We start from the raw sequence: 15,035 nt of genomic DNA, 5'->3' as shown, positions 1-15,035 counted from the left end.
CGCGCCTCGCCGACAGGACCGGTGACCTTTGCTCGGCCGATTGATAGTGGTTTGACGTGAAGATCGGTTGTCAGCACAAGCGGCGAGAAACCTCATGGAAATCAATGCCAGCGGGCAGCTTGTCGAGATTCCCAGCTTCCTGGCGTTGACACTCGGGATCGTCGTGTTCTTCCTCGGCGCCTTCCTGACGCGGCATGTGCGGTTCCTCAGCGACTACAGCATACCGGAGCCGGTTTCCGGGGGGCTGGCGACGGCGCTCATCGTCTGGGCCGCCTACGCCTGGATCGACATCGAAATCGTGTTCGACCTCGAACCACGGGACACCCTGCTCCTGTTCTTCTTCGCGGCCATCGGACTGAACGCGCGATTTTCCGACCTGATCGCCGGTGGCCGCCTGCTCGCCCTCCTCCTCGCCATGACCGTGGTCTTCATCGTCATGCAGAACGGCATCGGCTTGTTCGGGACGGTCGTTTTCGATCTGCCCAGTTCGGTCAGCGTGATGCTGGGTTCGGCGTCCCTGATCGGCGGGCATGGAACCGCGATCGCCTGGGGCCCGACGGTCGTCGAGCAGGCCAACTTTGAAGCCGCCGAGGAGATCGGCATCGCTGCCGCCACCCTCGGCCTGATCTGCGCCGCGCTGGTCGGCGGACCGATCGCCAAGACGTTGATCGAGCGGCGAAACCTTCAGCCGGTGGCAGCGGACGGACCCATCGTCGGCCTGCCGGAGACCAGGAAGGACGAAGAAATCAACCATTTGAGCCTGATGCGATCGATCCTGGCGGTGAACGTCGCGATCATCTTCGGCTACGCAGCCAACGAAGCGATCGCCGCGGCCGGACTGAAGCTGCCGCTGTTCGTCCCCTGCCTGATCGTCGCGATCATCATGTCCAACACCATCCCGGTGATCTTCAAGCGACTGCCATGGCCGGCGCGGACACGAGCGCTGGCGGTGATCTCCGACTACAGCCTGTCGGTCTTCCTCGCCATGTCATTGATGAGCCTGCAGCTTTGGACGCTGGCCGGCGCCGCCGGCCCGCTGTTCGTGGTGATGTTCCTGCAGGTCGCCGTCACCGTCCTGTTCATTCTGTTCGTCTTCTTCCGCCTGCTTGGCGGCGACTACACCGCCGCCGTGCTGAGTTCCGGCTTCGCCGGGTTCACGCTGGGCGCCACGCCCACCGCGATCGCCAATATGTCCTCGGTCACCAAGCGGTACGGGCCGGCGCCGCTCGCCTTCATTGTCTTGCCGCTGGTTTCCGCCTTCTTTGTCGACCTCGCCAACGCGGTGATCATCCAGCTTTTCGTCGGCGGCTAGCGCTCCGCCGGGGCCGGCGAAACGCGATAAAGCGACGGCCGACGCCGATCACACCACCAGGATCGGGGTGTTGACCGGCACGCGCTGGTAAAGGTCGATGACGTCCTGGTTGAGCAGCCGCACGCAGCCGCTCGACACCGCCCGGCCGATGCTCCAGTCCTCGATCGTCCCGTGCAGCCGGTAGAGGGTGTCGACGCCGTCCTCGTGGATGTAGAGCGCCCGCGCGCCGAGCGGGTTTTCCAGCCCCGGCGGCATGCCGCCACGCCATTCCTCCAGCTCCGGCTCGCGCTCGATCATCTCGGCCGGCGGCGTCCAGGTCGGCCATTGCCGTTTGGCGGCGATCATCGCGCGACCCGACCACTCGAAACCGGCCCGACCGATACCGATGCCATAGCGCAAGGCGGTCCCGTCGTCGCGGACCAGATAAAGCGCCCGCTCGCCGGTGTTGACGACCAGTGTACCGGGACGCTCCCCGGTCGGGTCCTTGACCACCCGCCGGTAGAAGGACGGATCGATCTTCCGAAGATTCGGCGCGGGAATCGGAAACCGCTCCTCCGGGATCGGCGCGTACATCCGCACATACGCCGGATCGATCGGCGGCAGCGCCGGGGTGGTCGCCGGTTTTGGTGTCGTGGTGCATCCGGCGAGCGCGAGCCCGCCGGCACTCACGCCGCCGAGCATGAACGCCCGGCGGCTCAACAAGGATTTGGTCATGAATGTACCGCGCTACAGGACGACGACCTTGGCGCCCACCGGAACGCGCTCGTAGAGCTGCTCGACATGCTCGTTGAGCATGCGGATGCAACCATTCGACACCGCCCGCCCGATCGACCGCGGCTCGTTGGTGCCGTGGATGCGGTAGTAGGTGTCCTTGCCGTTCTTGTAGAGATAGAGCGCACGCGCACCGAGCGGATTGTTGGGGCCGCCGGGCATGCCGTTGCGATACTTGGCGTACCGTCTTGGCGCGCGGCGGATCATGTTGTCGGTCGGGCGCCACGACGGCCATTTCGCCTTGCGGGCGATCACCGCCGTCCCTTTGAAATTCGCCCCGGCGCGGCCGACGGCGACCACATAGCGGGTGGCATAGCCGCCGTTCTGTACGTGGTAGAGGCGACGGTTGCGCGGGTCGACGACCAGGGTCCCGGGGGAATAGCCGCCATAGCGAACCCGCTTTGGCGCGAGTTTGGAATTGCTTCCGGTGTGGTGGGCAAGGGCGGGCACCGAGGACGCCGCGACCGCACCCAGTCCGAGCAGAAATGCTCTACGATCCAACATTGATGATAGCTCCTGTAATCTGAAGTCTCGGGCCGCCCTTAAGGGCGGAAACGGTCAGATTACAGAAATGGGGGGCCGCAATATCCGTGCAACCGGGGCGGTGGTCAGCCGCTCGCTCGAACGCGCCCACCAGACGGAGGTGGCGCGCGGCGCCGGATCGACAACGCTGGCAAGCACCGCCATGGCGAAGAAGGAGCACGAGCCCCCGACCCCATGGGACAGCACATCGCCCCGCGGCGACGCGCAGCCCGACTCGACCTCCGCAGTTGTCCGGTCGCAGACTTCCGTCCCGGCCGCCACCGTTTCCGCGGCAAACGTGACCGTGTGCACCAGCTTTTCCGTCTTGGCAAAGGCGTAGCCGTGGAGATGGCCAACAAAGGCCACCGCCAGAACGACAACTGCCAGCGCGGACATCATCCGTCTCATGGGTTGGAGCATATCATGCGGAATCGGGCGCTTCTGTTAAGCGCCGCCACACAAATCCGTGAGGTCGTCGGTGTTGGCGCAAGTGCTGCACGAAAGTCACACCTGCGATCGGCAGGCAGCCGCGGGCCACCACACCCGACTGGTTTGTCCATCTGGCGTTTGTTTTTGTCTGGCTGACGGCGGCGCGTTCACCCGTTCTCCGCCATCAGTGGCGCCGGACGGAGGGACGCGACCATGAGCCTGACCCTTGAAAACCGATACGACGAGGCGGCGTCCTGGTGGGGCGGCGCCATGGCGAAACTGGGATACCGCACCGCGTATACGGACCTCGCGCGACGGGCGCTCGGCGACCGGTTCTTTGCGACCATCGCCGACGTCGGGACCGGATCCGGCGATCTCGCCGCTGCGGTTTGCGACACCCGCCAGCCGCCCGACCGGCTGGTGCTCGCCGACAGTTCCTCCCGGATGCTCGATCAGGCGACGCGTGCCCTCGCCGGACGCGCGGCGGTCGTTGACGGCCACTTCGGTCCGCTCGACGCAATCCCCGACCGGGACGCATTCGACCTGGTGCTTGCCGGCCATGTCATCGAACATTTGACCGATCCGGAAGCGGCCGTCCGCCGGCTCGCCGATCTGGTCAAGCCGGGCGGCCTGATGCTGCTCATCGTCAGCCGCCCCCATTGGTGCCAGTGGCTGATCTGGCTGCGTTGGCGGCATCGCTGGTTCGCCGCCGGCAAGGTCCGCCGGATGATCGCCGGCGCCGGCCTCGAAGCGCCGGAGATCCTGCCGCTCAGCCACGGCCCGCCAAGCCGCACCAGCCTCGGCTATCTCGTGCGCAAGCCCCCTCGTTCGACCGGAGGACACTGATGTTGATCGCCATTGTCGATTTCCATGTTGCCGCCGAAGATCGGCAAGCCGCCATCGACTTTCTGATGGACGAAGCGCCGGCGATAACCGCCATGCCCGGCAATCGCGGCCACCGGGTCGTCACTAATGCCGGCACCGACACCCATGTCGGTCTGATCCACGAATGGGAGACCCCGGACGCCTTCGCGGCCTACCTGGCGTCCCCGGTGTTCAGCCGGTCCGGGGAGACGTTGCGGCCGATGATGACCGCGCCGCCGACCTCGCGCCGGCTGGTCGCCGAACCGCACGACGATTCGGCCGCCTGATCTGATACAACCTTCGGCCATGGACACGCCGGAAGCCTTCACCGTCTTCCAGGATTTTCCGCCGGCGCCGCAGCAGCCTTTCCGGATGGATCGGCACTACCTGCTCTATGCCAGTCGCGGCACCATGCGGCTCGAGGCGGACGGTCGCGACTGGACCCTCCCGCCGGCTCGCGCCGCGCTGATCGCGGCCGACAAGGAAGTGCTGATAACGCTGCCCCAGCCGTTGACCGCATGCTCGGTCCTCTTCGCGCCGGATTTCGTCGAGGCTCCTCCGGCGCCGCTGGCGGTGTTCGACATCTCCCCCCTGGCGCGCGAACTGGTGATGGAAACCCGCGCCTGGGGCCGCGACGCCGGACCGCTCAGCCCGTATGCCGCCAGCGTGTACACGACGCTGGCGCAAGTCACCTGGCGCCTGTCGACCCGGCCGAGCCCGGCGGTCATGCCTGCCGGCCAGAGCGAGGCCGTACGCAAGGCGCTGGAGACGATGCGCGCCACAATCGCCGAATCCGCGACGCTGGAAGGCATCGCCGACAGTGTCGGCGTGTCGCCCCGGTCGCTGACCCGGAAATTCTCCGCCGAGCTCGGCATGAGTTGGGGTGAGGCGCTCCGACGGCTCCGTATTCTCGAAGCCATCGGGCTGGTGGCCGGCACCGATATGCCGATCACCGAAGTCTCGCTCGCCGTCGGCTACAACGCGCTGTCGGCGTTCAACGCGGCGTTCCGCGATCTGACCGGCATGACCCCGACCGCGTATCGGCAGCGGAGCCAGTCAGCCTAGCCCGATCCCGCCACCGCGCCTCAATCGTAGGGCGTGCCATTCTTGTGAAAGAAGGCCCAGCGCCCGTCGGCACGTTTTTCGGCCTTCAGGTCGTCCTTGGGGTAGATGCCTTCGTCGTCAGGCAGGCGATCGCCCATTTCGAGAAACACCGCCGGCCGATCGGTTTCGTTGACAAGCTGGTGCGCCACGCCATTGGCGAGAAAGCCGGCGCAGTCGCCGGGCGAAAGCCGCACCCGCTCGGTCTCGGTCACCAGGGTCGGATGGCCTTCCAGCACGAAGATCATCTCGTCCTGAACCGTATGGCGATGAAGGACGGAGGATTCGCCGCCGGGCCGCAGGGTCGTGCGATTGACCCCGATGGTGGCCAGGCCGAAGAAGTCGCCGAGCGGCTGCTTCTGGCGCTTCAGCATCCGCGAATAGAACGGCTCCGGGTACGCCGACGGCTTTGCCCGGGGCGGCACCTTGTCGGCGGCGATCGCAATCGGTTTCGATGTCATCGGAAATCTCTCCAGGGTCAACGAAACGACAAGCGGAGCCTCCTCTAGGGCGCCGACGCCCTCGGGTCGACCCGATTCATGCGACTTGGAGGCGTCAAGCTAGGCCATTTCGACTGAAACCGTTACGCTGCAACGGTTCAAACCAGGCCACTGCAGGGGAGTAGGGACGATGTTCAGCCGAGCAGTTTTGCCCGCCATCACGTGCGTGATTGGTGTTGTCGCCGCGTCCAGCGCATCAGCGGACTGGATCCCCATGCCCGTTGGGGCGACTTCGGATTGGTTGGCCGAGGACGGTCGTTCTCTGATCTCGGCGTCGAGCTTCGGCAACGCGGACGGTTCGATCGTGATCACGACTCACTGGACGTGGGGCGATGACATGGTCCGTTGCATCGATCGGATATCGGCGGATCTGGAGGAAACCGAGTCCCGTTGCTTCACGCACGAGTGACCGATCCGGTCTCGTCACGCTCGCACGCCGACCAAGTCCTGATCGACGACCGCGGCCAGGACCTGGGCCGCCAGCACCGACGGCGTTTCGCCAGAGGCCGAAAAGGGTGCCTGATCTGCATCCCAAAATCGAGCCTGAGGTTCACTGAACGAGATACCACTAGGGTAATCGCCCTTTCGGGCATCGTAAGCCGTTGAATTCATTGGAGTGGATGGTGGGCGCGACTGGGATTGAACCAGTGACCCCTACGATGTCAACGTAGTGCTCTCCCGCTGAGCTACGCGCCCATCCGGCCGCGCGGCGGCGGCTTGGTCACCGGGCATATAGCAGTCGCCCGGAACCCTGTTCAAGCCCGGGCGCGGCAACCGCCACAGCTGATTATCGGGACGGCACCGCATTTTGCCGTGGAAGCGGTTCCAACGTCCGCCCCGCAATGCTTAGGCCGCCAGCAGTTTCTCCACTTCGTCGACCAGATCGCGAAGGTGAAACGGCTTGGACAGAACCTTGGCGGCCGGCGGCGCGTTGGATTCGGGGTTGAGCGCCACGGCGGCGAACCCGGTGATGAACATCACCTTGAGGTCGGGATCGAGCTCGGTCGCTCGCCGGGCGAGTTCGATGCCGTCCATTTCCGGCATGACGATATCGGTCAAAAGCAGCGTGAACGGCTCCTCGCGAATCCGGTCGTAAGCCGACAGGCCGTTGTCGAAGGACACCACGTCATAACCGGCCGATTGCAACGCTTTCACCAGGAAGCGACGCATGTCGTTGTCGTCTTCGGCAAGGAGGATTTTCGACATCATCCGCGTCCGAACTCGTTCCTGTCGTTTCTGCCGGGGCTCGGCCCGAATAAAGGATTCGGGGGGTAAAGATCGCGTGAACGCCTCGCGGCCCCGACCGGTGGACAGACCATACCAATATTGGCAACATCATGGTTTGCCATTGATGGTGACGAACCCCGCCACCCATGCCGACATCCGAGCGCCCCGCGCCCGCCTATCCCGCCTTCGAAGTCCTTTCGCCCGCGCGGCAGACCGTGCCGCTGGTGTTCAACTCGCCCCATAGCGGTCGCGTCTACCCGCCCGACTTCCTCGCCGCGTCGCGGCTCGACCGCTCGGCGATCCGCCGCTCGGAGGACACCTATGTGGACGAACTGTTCGCGGCGGCCAACAGTCACGGCGCGCCGCTGCTGCGCGCGAACTTCCCGCGGGCCTGGCTCGACGTGAATCGCGAGCCCTATGAGCTCGACCCGAAAATGTTCTCCGACCGGCTGCCGCATTACGCCAATGTCGGCTCCGTCCGGGTCGCCGGCGGCCTCGGCACCATCGCCAGGATCGTGTCGGAAAGCGAGGAGATCTACGACCAGCCGCTCAGCGTGACCGATGCGCTGGATCGGATCGAGGGTTACCACAAGCCCTACCACCGGGCACTCGCCGCCATGGTCGGCGATACCCGCCAGCGCTTCGGTCTCGCGGTCCTTATCGATTGCCACTCGATGCCGTCGGCCGTGCGCAACGGCCATTCGCGCCAGCGGCCGGACGTGGTGGTCGGAGACCGGTATGGAACCAGTTGCGCGCCCGCCCTGACCGGCCTGGTGATCGAGCTGCTACGCGGCTGCGGTTACGCGGTCGCGCGCAACAAGCCATACGCCGGTGGATACATCACCGAACACTACGGCAAGCCCGCCCGGGGCGTGCATGCCCTGCAGATCGAGATAAACCGCAGCCTCTACATGAACGAGCGGACGCTGGAACGAACCGCGTCTTTCGAGCAACTGCGGCTCAATCTTCTGAAGTTCATCGGCGATCTGGCGGACGCGATCGACGCGGGTCTGTTGGCGCCTCCCGCCGCCGCCGAATAGCGAAAATCGGACCGGAAAAGAAAAAGGGCCGCTCGTTTCCGAGGCGGCCCAAGTCTAGGGAGGAAACGCCCAAGGAGGGCATGCGGTATCGCTACCGCACTGCAACAATTGGATAGGTACGGCCTGAAATCAAGGGAAGGACGGTTGAATGGGCCCGCCAGTTTGTCGCAGACCGCCCAAAAGAGGGGACCGATACGCGGCGATCACGCCTGAAATCGTTTACAAATCAGTTGGCTATGCGCAAACTGGCATTTCAGTCAACCCGCTGTGCGAAATTTGCATAGCAGCTATACCGGAACCCTCAAGTGGACACTGAATCGTTTATCGCATTCTCAAACCGCTTGGCTGACGCTGCCTCTGATTCGATCATGCCTCATTTCCGGGCAGCCCCCTCGGTCGACAACAAGGCGTCGGCGGAGTTCGATCCGGTGACCGTCGCTGATCGCGCTGCCGAAGCCGCGATGCGGGCGCTGATCAACGATCACTATCCGGATCACGGGATCGTCGGCGAGGAGTATGGCAGCGAGCGCGCCGACGCGGATCATGTCTGGGTTCTCGACCCGATCGACGGGACGCGCGCCTTCATCACCGGCCTGCCGGTCTGGGGAACCCTGATCGGCCTGACCATCGAAGGGCGTCCCGCGTTCGGTATGATGGCGCAGGCCTTCACGCGGGAGCGCTATGCCGGTGATGGCGCGCGCGCTTGGTACACCGGTCCAGGTGGCGACCAGGCGTTGCAGACCCGATCCTGTTCGGCCCTGTCGGCGGCGATGCTCTTCACCACCAGCCCCTATCTGTTCGCCGAGGACGAGGCGCGGGCCTATCGGCGTGTCGAACGGGCAGCCCGTCTCGCCCGCTATGGCTGCGATTGTTACGCCTACTGCATGGTCGGATCCGGCCAGGCGGATCTCGTCGTCGAAGCCGGCCTGCAGAGCTACGACATCGTCGCGCTGATCCCGATTGTCGAAGGGGCCGGCGGCCGCCTGACGGATTGGGACGGTGGGTCCGCCGCAGGGGGCGGGCGGATCGCGGCCAGCGGCGATCCGCGCCTTCACGACCGGCTGCTGGAGGAACTCAATCTCGGCCTGGCCGAATAGTCCCGGCTGACCCGCACGATCGAGTAGGTCAGGAGCCGGGAACGAAGGCGTCGAACGCCGCCCAGAACTGCTCGCGCAGCTCGTCGCGCTCCATCATCAGCTCGTGCCGCGCGCCCGGGATGATCGACAGCGCCCCGGCCCTCAATTCCGTCGCCAACTGCTCGACCGCGGCAAGCGACACGACGCTGTCCAGCGTGCCGAGGAGCACCAGCGCCGGCACGTCCACGCCGGTGGCGAAATCCGGTTGATTGACCAGTGACATGGCTTGTAGGGCAGCATAGAGCCAACCGAACGTTGCCGGGCCGACCGCGATCTCGGGAACCTCCCGATAGATGGCCACGGCCCTGGCGAACCGGTCCGGATCGCTGGTCAGCGGATTGCCGTCGAACCGCCCTTCCTCAATCCACCGCGCGTTGGGGCGCGGAACGACCACCTCGCCGAGCCCCAGCGCGGTCATGATCGCCGACCCGGCAAGGAAGAGCCGCTGGCGGGACGGACGAACCGCAAAGCCGACAAGCGGTGCCGCAAGGACCATCCGATCGAACCGGGCGCGCCCGGCCTTGGCCGCCCGCAAGGCGACCAGCCCGCCGGTGGAGTGTCCGATACCGAAGTGCGGCGGCGGGCAATCGGGCAGCACGACCTGCTCCATGAACCCATCGAAGTCCCGGTCGTATTCGACGAAGCTGTCGATGTGCCCCTTCCTGCGGTTGCGCAGACGTCGCTCGGACCCGCCCTGCCCCCGCCAATCGAAGGTCGCCACCGCGAACCCGCGGCGCCGCAGGTCCTCGACGACCTCGAAATATTTCTCGATGCACTCCGACCGACCCTGGAGGACGCAGACGGTGCCACGCGGCCTCCGACGCGACGGGCGCCAGTGACTTGCGCGCAGCCGCACACCGTCGGTCGTCACGACCTCGCTCACGGCCGCACCGTCCGGTACGGGATTGGTTTCTATACCGTGGAGTTCCATTCGCCCGCCGCTTAGGATCCCGCGCACCCTGATTAAGTCAGTGACCGGGGGCACACAAGCGAGGCCTCCAAAACCCAAGCCGGCGGCGTTCGTGATGAACGCCGCCGGCAAGGCGAGAACCGGTATCGGAGGGGGGCGGGACGATACCGGCCTCATCTCGAGGTCGGCCGGAGAAGAACCTTTTGGCGAAAGCCCGTTCAACGACCGACCGAACCAACGCCCGCGACTTTGCACCAGGCCACCTGAATGCAATCCGAAACGTCCGTTCATCCGCCGTTCAGTTCCGCGCCGCCTTCCCGCCGCAATGGGTCTTGAATCTGAACGACCATATCCCCAAGTGAGCAGTGCGGACGCCTGACGGGTCCGCGGAACCCATTGAAAACTCGGCCGGATTGGCGCGTTTCGCGGGTTCTATCCATGACATCTGTCGCTCAAAGGAGGACGAATACATGCGCAATTTTGATCCCAGCCCTCTCTATCGCTCGACTGTCGGTTTCGACCGGCTGTTCGGTATGCTTGATTCGCTCGGTGGCCCCGATGGCGGCTCCCAGAGCTATCCGCCCTACAACATCGAACGGACTGGCGAGAACGCCTATCGCGTGACCATGGCGGTCGCCGGTTTTGGCGAGGCCGACCTTTCGGTCGAAGCCAAGGAGCATACGCTCACCGTGAAGGGCGAGCGCAAGGAGCAGCCGGACAACACCGAGAGCGAAGTGCTCTATCGCGGCATCGCCGCGCGGTCGTTCGAGCGCCGCTTCCAGCTCGCGGATCACGTGGAGGTACGTGGCGCGCAGCTCGAGAACGGGTTGCTCCACATTGATCTCGTTCGTGAGATTCCCGAGGCAATGAAGCCGCGGACGATCGCGATCAACGCGAAATCGCAGAAGCAGGTCGAGGCTGTCGCCGCGTAAAGCTGGCTGACAGAACTTCGATCGGAGGGCGCCCTTGAGGCGCCCTCTTTGTTTTTCAGCCTTTCCAGCCGGGCGCGACGATCGCTGCCAGGCGGTCAATGTCGTCAGCCTTGGTCTGGAACGACGTCACCAGACGAATCAGCACCTCGCCGGCACCCGGCCGGGCGGCCGGCGGTACCCCGTCGGTCGACCACGGGTAATAGATCGCGCCGGCGGACCGCAGCCGCGCGTCGAGGGAATCGGAGATGATCGCGAAGACCTCGTTGGCGGCGGGCGCGAAAGCCAGCCGCGAGTCGGGTCCGGCCCGCAGGACCTCCGCAAGCCGCGCCGCCATCCGGTTGGCGTGGCGCGCAAGCTGCAGCCAACGATCTTCGTCGAGATAGGCGAGGAGTTGCGCGGCGATCAGCCACTCCTTCGAAAACCCGTGACCGATCCGCTGCCGGGCGTAGCGGGTGTCGGCTGCGCGATCCGGATCGAAGAAGACGATGGCTTCCGCCGCCAGGCAGCCGTTCTTGGTGCCGCCGAACGACAGAACGTCGACCCCCGCCTTCCAGGTCAGCTCCGCCGGGGAGCGGCCGAGGCCGGCGACCGCCCCGGCGAACCGGGCACCGTCGACATGGACGGCCATGCCGCGCGCCTTGGCGACGGAGGCAACTGCCGCGATTTCATCCGTCGTGTAGGCGAGCCCTAGCTCGGTGATCTGAGAGAGGCTGACCGCGACCGGCTGACCGTGATGCACGAATCCCGCCGGAAAGCGGTCGAGCGCCTCCGACAGGCTCCGAGCCGTGAGTTTGCCGTCCGCGCCATCGATGCCGACGATCCGCGCGCCACCGCCGAGGAGAGCCACCGCGTTCGTCTCGTCGACCAAAATGTGCGCCTGGGCATGGCCGAAAACGACGCTGCCCGGACGACAAAAGGCGGAGATCGCCAACGCATTGGCCGCGGTTCCGGTGCCCACCGGCAGCACCGCCACTTCGCGCTCGAACAGGTCGGAGAAGCGCTGCTGAAGTTCCGCGGTGAGACGATCGGCGCCGTAGGCCGCGTGGGTCTCCCGCGCCGCATCGACGATCGCGGCGATGACGGCGTCGACCGCGCCGCTCCAGTTGTCGCTGGCAAACAGCATCGCGCCGCCTCCGGCGCACTGCTACCGGACTAGCGGCTGCGCCACGCGCTCTGGATCAGCTTGTCGAACGACAGCCAACCGGGACCGTATGCGACCAGCGCAAGCGCCATCGCGCCCCAGGGCAGTGTCTCTTTCTGCCAGGTGCCGGGATCGACCCCAAGCGCGGTGTAGGTCGAGAAGATCACCCCGGTCATCACCAGCAGGCCAAGCGCGGAGAGGCGCGTTGCGAAGCCGATCACCAGCGCCGCCGGCAGCAGGATCTCCCCAAGCGAAGCCGCCCACGCCGCCAGAACCGGAAACGGCATGTCGTACGTCGTGCCGAACAGGGTCGGCTTGTACAGGTTCTCGAACAGGAAGATCGTGCTGCTGGACAACTGCAGCGGTCCGTCCCACTTCGTCAGACCGGACTGGTAGAACGGAAGCGCCAGTGCCACGCGCAAGGCGAGCGACGCGATTGCCTGTATGAAGATCATGGTTTCCCCGTCTGCCCTCTGCGGGCGAAGCACGAACGCCCCGCCGAACCGGTCACGGCCGGTTCCCTGGACGTCGCACGTCGACCAGCGCGCCCGCTTCGATCAGACCGGCAAGGTTCCCGGCCAGATCGAAAGCCTGATCCGCGGCCGCACCGGCGGCCGCCGCCACACCTAGCGTTTCGCCCGCCATCAATGCGGTCACAAACGCCACGCCGCCGGGCGGAACGACTCGCACCTCGACCTCCGCATCCGGCCGGACGATGAGTGCATCCTCGCCGACCGAAAAGTCAACCGGTCTTGTTGGCTCGTCGCTGACGTTCATCCGCCAGATGGTGACGACCGGGTATCGCGAGCGAACCAGCCGGGCCGATGGATGGAGGTCAAAAGCCACGTTTGGCAACAGGTCTTGCGGGATCGCCGCCAGGGCCTCTGGGCTGATCGGGGTGGCCTCCGCCGCGTGATAGGAGGCGCGCCAGGCCAGCTCCAGCCTCGCCACGTCGGCGAGATAGGGGACCGAATCGGCCGATTCGAACCGCTCGATGAACTCCGGCAGCGTAGCGCCATAGTCAAGCAGCACCGGCGACGTCGGCGGATTGTCGAGGACGTACATCCGCGCCATCGCCCGGAAGAACGTCTCGCCGACCAGTTTCTGCACCGCCGGGAAGCCGGATGCCAAAGCGTTGCCGAGCGCGCTCAGCACGTTGTTGCGGTAGACGGCGAAACGCTGGGGCGCCGGAGCGCCGTCCGGACCGACGACTTCGGCCGGAATGCCGGCCGTCGGATCGCGTAGCGCCGCGGCGAACTCGGCCTGGACCTCAGACAGCGAGCGCAGCATCGGTCTTTGCCTGCTTCTGGTGGCTGGTCAGCACGGCCTCGACCCGTGTCGCTTCGGCGTACAGCGTCGGCCAGTCCGGGACGTCGTTGTCCCATTCGACCAGCGTCGGAATCGGGCCGGCGAGCGCGATGGCGTGGTCGTAGAGTTCGACCACCTGCGGATCGGCGGGCCGGTCGTGAGCGTCGATCAGCAGCGGATCGCCGTGGTCGTCCTCGCTCGGCGCGTAGCCGGCCATGTGGATCTCGCCGACGAGATGCATCGGAAACCGGTTCAGATAGTCGATCGCATCCCAACGCTGGTTGGTGCACGACACGTGAACGTTGTTGACGTCGAGCAGCAGGCCGCAGCCGGTGCGTTTCGCGATTTCGGAGAGAAAATCGATTTCGCCGATCGTGCTCTCCTTGAAGGCCACATAGGTGGAGGGGTTCTCGAGCAGCATGCGACGACCGACGGTCTCCTGGACCTGGTCGATGTGCCCGGCAACCCGCGCTAGCGATTCCTCGTCATAGGGAATCGGCAGCAGGTCGCTCAGGAACACGCTGTCGTGGGTCGACCAGGCCAGGTGTTCGGAGAACAGCCCGGGCTCGTACTGGTCGTTGAGCATCTTGAGGCGGGCGAGATGATCGCGGTCGAGGTCTCGGGCGGCACCGATCGACAGGCCGACGCCATGGAGCGAAAGCGGATACAGCTCGCGGATGGCGGTCAGATGCCGATGCGGCGGGCCGCCGGCGCCCATGTAGTTCTCGGCATGGACCTCGAACCAGCCGATGTCCGGGCGGCCTTCCAGAATGGCGCCATAGTGCTCGGGCTTCAGCCCGACACCGACGCGCGGGGGAATCGGGTCACGAGAGAATTGGGTCGGCGAAAAGGCCATTGGAACAGCACCCTTCTTCTGTATCCCGGACCGTGCGAAGCGGCCGGGCAAGCACCGAATATAGCGCCGATTGGGGCAAGGAAACGGACAGCGCGCTCCGTACCGGCCCAAGAAAAAGAGGCGGACGGAAGAACCGCCCGCCCCTTTTTTTGAAAAGCGAGCCGCTTAGGCCGGGCGCTGGATCGGCTCCAGGCTGCCGGGACCGAGCGGTGTCTCCATCGTGGTGCACGTGCCGGCCGGAACCAGCTTCCAGGCACCACCGTCGTAGTCGACGGTCGACGTGCCGGCGCAAGAGTTGTTGCCGGTGGCAGCGCAGTCGTTCTGGCCTGCGAGCGCAACGCCGTAGCATTTTTCCATGTCACCTTCCGCGGCGTGGGCCGGGACGGCAAGGGAAGCCATGGCAGTGGCGACAGCGCCAGCAAGTGCCGCAGCGGTGAGGGTCTTAGCAGTGGACATCGATTTCTCCTCTGTGTCCGGCCGATTGGCCGTTGATGCCGAGCGGCACGTGCCGCCCCGGGGTCCCAGCCCCACGGTGGTTTTGACCGCACCTCGGGTGATCGCTCGCCGCGACCCCGAGACAGGTGCACTGTGACGACTTCGGAAATAAATGGAAAATCAAGTGGGCGTTACGGTAGCGTCGCGCTGTACTCACACCTATGTGATCGCCCGGCTCGCCATAGGCGGCGATCGCCACCATGCCAACGATGCGCAAAGCGGCTTGCTCGACGAGTTCAAATCTGGCATTGTGGAGCAATTAGGACAGGACTACTGTCCAATCATGATCGGGGTTGGCACCGCCGCACATGGATACCGACCGGTCCCGGCACGGACCGGTTGATCTGGCGGAGCTTGTAAGCGAACGCGTTACGCCCCTGTGAAATGAGCGTGCTTCCTTCATAATGGGAGCCCGTGCCTTGTGAAAACAGGGCGCCCAGGCGAACGACCAGCCTCCGTCGACAGCAGACGATTGGGGTGGGCAGCGCACC

General features: G+C 65.5%; 20 protein-coding genes and 1 tRNA gene. 9 read left to right on the top strand and 12 right to left on the bottom strand.

Annotated elements, in window-relative coordinates; all coding sequences use genetic code 11:
* The first annotated feature begins 94 nt into the window (after positions 1-94).
* Positions 95-1,312 carry a sodium/glutamate symporter gene (gene gltS / locus ACO076_RS08645; protein WP_421726318.1) on the top strand — a complete coding sequence of 406 codons (1,218 nt, stop codon included), beginning with the start codon at positions 95-97 and terminating at the stop codon, positions 1,310-1,312.
* Positions 1,313-1,360: 48 nt separating this feature from the next.
* Here gltS and ACO076_RS08640 read toward each other — a convergent pair whose 3' ends face one another.
* From ACO076_RS08640 to ACO076_RS08630, 3 genes are read right to left on the bottom strand one after another with little or no spacing between them, the layout of a single operon-like run.
* Positions 1,361-2,026: a L,D-transpeptidase gene (locus ACO076_RS08640; RefSeq protein WP_421726317.1), complete on the bottom strand. Its 666-nt coding sequence runs from the start codon at positions 2,024-2,026 to the stop codon at positions 1,361-1,363.
* A 12-nt stretch (positions 2,027-2,038) separates the two neighbouring features.
* Positions 2,039-2,587: a L,D-transpeptidase gene (locus ACO076_RS08635; protein ID WP_421726316.1), complete on the bottom strand. Its 549-nt coding sequence runs from the start codon at positions 2,585-2,587 to the stop codon at positions 2,039-2,041.
* A gap of 54 nt (positions 2,588-2,641) precedes the next feature.
* Positions 2,642-3,001, bottom strand: coding sequence for a hypothetical protein (locus tag ACO076_RS08630; RefSeq protein WP_421726315.1), 360 nt, complete (start codon positions 2,999-3,001; stop codon positions 2,642-2,644).
* 246 nt (positions 3,002-3,247) lie between these two features.
* Between ACO076_RS08630 and ACO076_RS08625 the strand changes: the two genes are divergently transcribed.
* The 3 genes from ACO076_RS08625 to ACO076_RS08615 are packed head-to-tail and all read left to right on the top strand — an operon-like array spanning position 3,248 to position 4,963.
* Positions 3,248-3,880 (top strand): class I SAM-dependent methyltransferase, encoded by a 633-nt coding sequence (locus tag ACO076_RS08625; protein WP_421726314.1) that lies wholly within the window; start codon positions 3,248-3,250, stop codon positions 3,878-3,880.
* Positions 3,880-4,185: a putative quinol monooxygenase gene (locus ACO076_RS08620; RefSeq protein WP_421726313.1), complete on the top strand. Its 306-nt coding sequence runs from the start codon at positions 3,880-3,882 to the stop codon at positions 4,183-4,185. Before ACO076_RS08625 ends, ACO076_RS08620 begins: the two co-directional genes overlap by 1 nt.
* A 19-nt stretch (positions 4,186-4,204) precedes the next feature.
* A complete protein-coding gene (locus ACO076_RS08615) occupies positions 4,205-4,963 on the top strand; it encodes a helix-turn-helix domain-containing protein (RefSeq protein WP_421726312.1) in 759 nt (252 codons plus the stop codon).
* A 20-nt stretch (positions 4,964-4,983) separates the two neighbouring features.
* On the opposite strand, the gene ACO076_RS08610 is transcribed toward ACO076_RS08615, so the two are convergent.
* The gene (locus ACO076_RS08610) at positions 4,984-5,460 is read right to left on the bottom strand and encodes a cupin domain-containing protein (protein WP_421726311.1); all 477 of its coding nucleotides are present in this window, start codon (positions 5,458-5,460) and stop codon (positions 4,984-4,986) included.
* 169 nt (positions 5,461-5,629) lie between these two features.
* On the opposite strand from ACO076_RS08610, the gene ACO076_RS08605 reads away from it, so the two are divergent.
* Positions 5,630-5,908 (top strand): hypothetical protein, encoded by a 279-nt coding sequence (locus ACO076_RS08605; RefSeq protein WP_421726310.1) that lies wholly within the window; start codon positions 5,630-5,632, stop codon positions 5,906-5,908.
* Positions 5,909-6,120: 212 nt separating this feature from the next.
* Here the strand turns inward: ACO076_RS08605 and ACO076_RS08600 are convergent.
* Positions 6,121-6,195 (bottom strand) — tRNA-Val (locus ACO076_RS08600).
* Between the two features lie 150 nt (positions 6,196-6,345).
* Entirely contained in the window at positions 6,346-6,708 is a 363-nt protein-coding gene (gene cpdR / locus ACO076_RS08595) for a cell cycle two-component system response regulator CpdR (protein WP_421726309.1), read from the bottom strand.
* A gap of 164 nt (positions 6,709-6,872) precedes the next feature.
* Between cpdR and ACO076_RS08590 the strand changes: the two genes are divergently transcribed.
* Complete coding sequence (locus tag ACO076_RS08590; RefSeq protein ID WP_421726308.1) at positions 6,873-7,766, top strand: N-formylglutamate amidohydrolase; 894 nt, start codon at positions 6,873-6,875, stop codon at positions 7,764-7,766.
* Positions 7,767-8,071: 305 nt separating this feature from the next.
* Positions 8,072-8,863: a histidinol-phosphatase gene (hisN, locus tag ACO076_RS08585; protein ID WP_421726307.1), complete on the top strand. Its 792-nt coding sequence runs from the start codon at positions 8,072-8,074 to the stop codon at positions 8,861-8,863.
* Positions 8,864-8,891: 28 nt separating this feature from the next.
* Here hisN and ACO076_RS08580 read toward each other — a convergent pair whose 3' ends face one another.
* Entirely contained in the window at positions 8,892-9,785 is an 894-nt protein-coding gene (locus tag ACO076_RS08580; protein WP_421726306.1) for an alpha/beta fold hydrolase, read from the bottom strand.
* Positions 9,786-10,282: 497 nt separating this feature from the next.
* Between ACO076_RS08580 and ACO076_RS08575 the strand changes: the two genes are divergently transcribed.
* Positions 10,283-10,744: an Hsp20 family protein gene (locus ACO076_RS08575; RefSeq protein WP_421726305.1), complete on the top strand. Its 462-nt coding sequence runs from the start codon at positions 10,283-10,285 to the stop codon at positions 10,742-10,744.
* A 55-nt stretch (positions 10,745-10,799) separates the two neighbouring features.
* Here ACO076_RS08575 and ACO076_RS08570 read toward each other — a convergent pair whose 3' ends face one another.
* From ACO076_RS08570 to ACO076_RS08550, 5 genes are all read right to left on the bottom strand, one after another.
* Complete coding sequence (locus tag ACO076_RS08570) at positions 10,800-11,867, bottom strand: threonine aldolase family protein (RefSeq protein ID WP_421726304.1); 1,068 nt, start codon at positions 11,865-11,867, stop codon at positions 10,800-10,802.
* 29 nt (positions 11,868-11,896) lie between these two features.
* Complete coding sequence (locus ACO076_RS08565; RefSeq protein WP_421726303.1) at positions 11,897-12,340, bottom strand: DoxX family protein; 444 nt, start codon at positions 12,338-12,340, stop codon at positions 11,897-11,899.
* Between the two features lie 52 nt (positions 12,341-12,392).
* On the bottom strand, positions 12,393-13,175 hold the full coding sequence (locus ACO076_RS08560; RefSeq protein WP_421726302.1) for a DNA-binding domain-containing protein: 783 nt from the start codon (positions 13,173-13,175) through the stop codon (positions 12,393-12,395).
* Positions 13,156-14,049 (bottom strand): DUF692 domain-containing protein, encoded by an 894-nt coding sequence (locus tag ACO076_RS08555; protein ID WP_421726301.1) that lies wholly within the window; start codon positions 14,047-14,049, stop codon positions 13,156-13,158. The genes ACO076_RS08560 and ACO076_RS08555 overlap by 20 nt, the downstream gene beginning before the upstream one ends.
* A 165-nt stretch (positions 14,050-14,214) precedes the next feature.
* Entirely contained in the window at positions 14,215-14,505 is a 291-nt protein-coding gene (locus ACO076_RS08550) for a DUF2282 domain-containing protein (RefSeq protein ID WP_421726300.1), read from the bottom strand.
* A 151-nt stretch (positions 14,506-14,656) separates the two neighbouring features.
* Between ACO076_RS08550 and ACO076_RS08545 the strand changes: the two genes are divergently transcribed.
* Positions 14,657-14,887 carry a hypothetical protein gene (locus ACO076_RS08545; protein ID WP_421726299.1) on the top strand — a complete coding sequence of 77 codons (231 nt, stop codon included), beginning with the start codon at positions 14,657-14,659 and terminating at the stop codon, positions 14,885-14,887.
* Positions 14,888-15,035: the final 148 nt, after the last annotated feature.

This window comes from Bauldia sp., assembly GCF_965232525.1.
Lineage (GTDB): Bacteria > Pseudomonadota > Alphaproteobacteria > Rhizobiales > Kaistiaceae > Bauldia.
The sequence above is the reverse complement of the archived record's forward strand: the minus strand, read 5'-3'. Positions and strand labels throughout refer to the sequence as shown.